The 2,731-nt window shown below is 72.0% G+C and carries 2 protein-coding genes; both read right to left on the reverse strand.

The genetic code is table 11. The features are described 5' to 3' along the window. Positions 1 to 373: 373 nt before the first annotated feature. Positions 374 to 1,486 (reverse strand): zinc-dependent metalloprotease, encoded by a 1,113-nt coding sequence (locus tag BN11_RS15030; RefSeq protein WP_235435503.1) that lies wholly within the window; start codon positions 1,484 to 1,486, stop codon positions 374 to 376. A 24-nt stretch (positions 1,487 to 1,510) separates the two neighbouring features. Beyond that, positions 1,511 to 2,731: D-alanyl-D-alanine carboxypeptidase (locus tag BN11_RS15035; protein WP_048699008.1), on the reverse strand; the 1,221-nt coding region annotated here is incomplete at its 5' end.

The following is a 2,731-nucleotide window of genomic DNA, read 5'->3' on the forward strand; positions in this document are numbered from 1 at the left end:
GCGGCGAGCCGGCCTGCAGGCCGTGGTCGACGCACACCGCCCCGGCCCGCAGGCTCAGCCGCTCCGCCGCCCACGCTGTGGCCGCGGCGAGCGCGAGGGAGTCGGTGCCGCCGGAGCAGGCGACCAGAACCAGGTCATCGGGTGCGAGATCGTCGAGGGCTGCCATGACCGCCCCCCGACACGCCATACTCGCCGGTTCCCGCACGGCCCCGAGCCTATGCCGCGACCCGGTCAGGCCTGACGCCCCGGGTCGGCCGCCTATCGCGCTCGAACTCTCCGGTATGCCGCGAACTGCCTGGCGTAGCCCGGACTCCGGCAGATATGTGCCAGGGAGTCCGGGCTAAACCAGGCTGTTCGCGCGCGTCCTCCTCGATCAGCCGTGGACGCGGCGGACCCAGGCCTGCGGGTCGTGGATCTCGGCCGGCAGCGGGAGGGTCTCGGGTGAGGTCCAGACCGCGTTGAAGCCGTCGACGCCGACCTTGTCCATGGCCCCACGGACGAAGCCCGCGCCGTCCTTGTACTGCGCCATCTTGGCCTCCAGGCCGAGCAGGCGGCGCAGCATCCGGTCGGCGGCGCCGGCGCCCTTGCGGCGCTCGGTGAACTTGGCGCGGATGTCCGCCACCGTCGGGATGACCTTGGGGCCCACATCGTCCATCACGACATCGGCGTGCCCCTCGAGCAGGCTCATGATCGCGGTGACCTCGGCGATCTTGGCCCGCTGCTCGGGCGTGGCGAACAGATCGGCCAGGCCGCCGCCGCCCGAACCGAGGGCCTCGGGGAGACGCTTGACCATCTCCTGCATACGCTGCCCGAGCTCCTGCGGAGTGGGGGTCAGCTCGCCGGCCAAGGTCGTCGCCCGCTCGATCATGTGCGCGCGCAGCCACGGGACCGCGGTGAACTGGATGCGGTGGGTCTCCTCGTGCATGCACACCCACGCGCGGAAGTCGTCGGGGTCGACATCCAATTCGCGTTGCACGGCAACGAGATTGGGGGCCACGAGGAGCAGGCGGGGCGTGCCTTGCGGGGCCAGGTCGTACTGGCCGAGCACCTTGCTGGCCATGAACGCCATGAGCGCACCCGACTCGGCGCCGGTGATCTTGGCCCCGACACCCATCCCAGGTGCGTTGGCCGACACCTTGCGGTCGCGCGCGACTTTGACGAAGACCGGCGTCATCAGCGCGGCCATCGAGTCGAGGTTGAGGTCGATCCACGTGGGGCGGTCGATCACCTGCGCGGGCGGGGCGATGCCGGGGGCGTGCATCCGCGACGTCTCGGCGACGGGCTCCTGGGCGGCCGCGGCAGCTGCCCGGATCTTGGCGACGATGTCGCCGGCCTCGGCGGCACTCACCTCCGGTCCGGCGCCGACGAGGCGGCGCCCGGTGGCCTTGGCGAAGTCCCAGTCGACGAATCGCGGTGGCGCCTCGTCGGTCGGCACGACCTGCGCGTCCGGCATCGCGGGGATGGTGTCTTGAGGGTGCTCACTCATACGCGGGCGCCTTTCGTCAATCGTCTATCGACATCCACAGGCCGTGAGGGCCGCGACGAACCGGTCCAACGCCGCCCGGGCCGCCAATGTTCCGCTCGTGGCGGGCACCTGGTCGGCCACGATGACGAAGGTCAGTTCGCGCTCGTCCGCATCGACCGTCGTGCCCACAAGTGACGAAATGCCCGTCAGGGTGCCGGTCTTGGCGCGGGCGACACCGGCCGCGGCGTTGGCGGGCTCGGTGCGGAACCGGTCGAACAGGGTCCCGTCCAGGCCGGCCACCGGCAGCCGCGCGATGACGTCCTGGAGGCCGGGCAGTTTGCCCGCGAGCGCGTCCGCGGTCACCTGCGAGAGCAGCGCGGCCGTGCTCGTCTGCCCCCTGGTCAGGCCGGAGGTGTCGAGCAAAGTGGTGCCCGTCAGGTCATAGCCCTTGGCTTTCAACGTGTCGACGACGAACGCGGCGTTGTCGGCGAACGACCCGTCGCGGCCGGCCTGGAGTGCCGCCTGGCGCGCGAGGTTCTCGGTGAGGGCGTTGTCGCTGGTGTCGAGGGCCTCGGCGAGCACGTCACGGTATGCCGCGGACTCCCCCCGCGCGACCACCGTCGCCTCCGTGGGGGTTGGGGTGGCACGCAGGTCTGGGCTGTCGTCGGCCGTGACGGTGGCGTCGGGTACGGCGCGCTGCAGCTCCCCGACGAAGGCGTCCAGCACCGACGCCGCAGGGTCCATCGGGGAGGGTTCGTAGGGCTTGGGGCGCTCGTCGGCGAGCCCGATCATCGCGACCGTCTGGGTGAAACCGGCGGCGACGTCACCGGGAGCCCAACCCGTCGGATAGGTGGGCGTGTCGGGGTAGCCGGGCCCGGCGGCATACGTCAGGTCCAGGCGCACCGTCCATCGCTCGACCGGCTGCTCCCCCACGGCCCCCGCGACCTGCTCGGCCAGATCGCGCAACCCCACCCGGCCGGCAGTCGCGTCCGGGTCGCCATCCCCACGGGCCAGCAGGGTGTCGCCACCGGCCACCAGGACCAACTCGCCCGGCGCGACCATCCGCACCTCGGTCGTCATCCGCGCGCGCGGATCGAGCTCGGACGAAATCGCCACTGCCGCAAGGATCTTCTGCGCCGAGGCGACCACGCGCGGCGCGTCGGCGGCACGGGTATACAGCTCCTTGCCGGTCGCGGCGTCCCGGATGCTGACGCCGACGCTGGGACCCAGGGCCGGGTCGGCGACCGCCGCGTCCAAGGCCTTCTT

Origin of the sequence: Nostocoides australiense Ben110 (genome assembly GCF_001050535.1) — a bacterium.
GTDB classification, from domain to species: domain Bacteria; phylum Actinomycetota; class Actinomycetes; order Actinomycetales; family Dermatophilaceae; genus Nostocoides_A; species Nostocoides_A australiense.

What these genes read in the sequence shown, in the direction of transcription:
- BN11_RS15030 (WP_235435503.1), bottom strand. Translation starts at nt 1,486, where the DNA reads ATGAGTGAGCACCCTCAAGACACCATCCCCGCGATGCCGGACGCGCAG.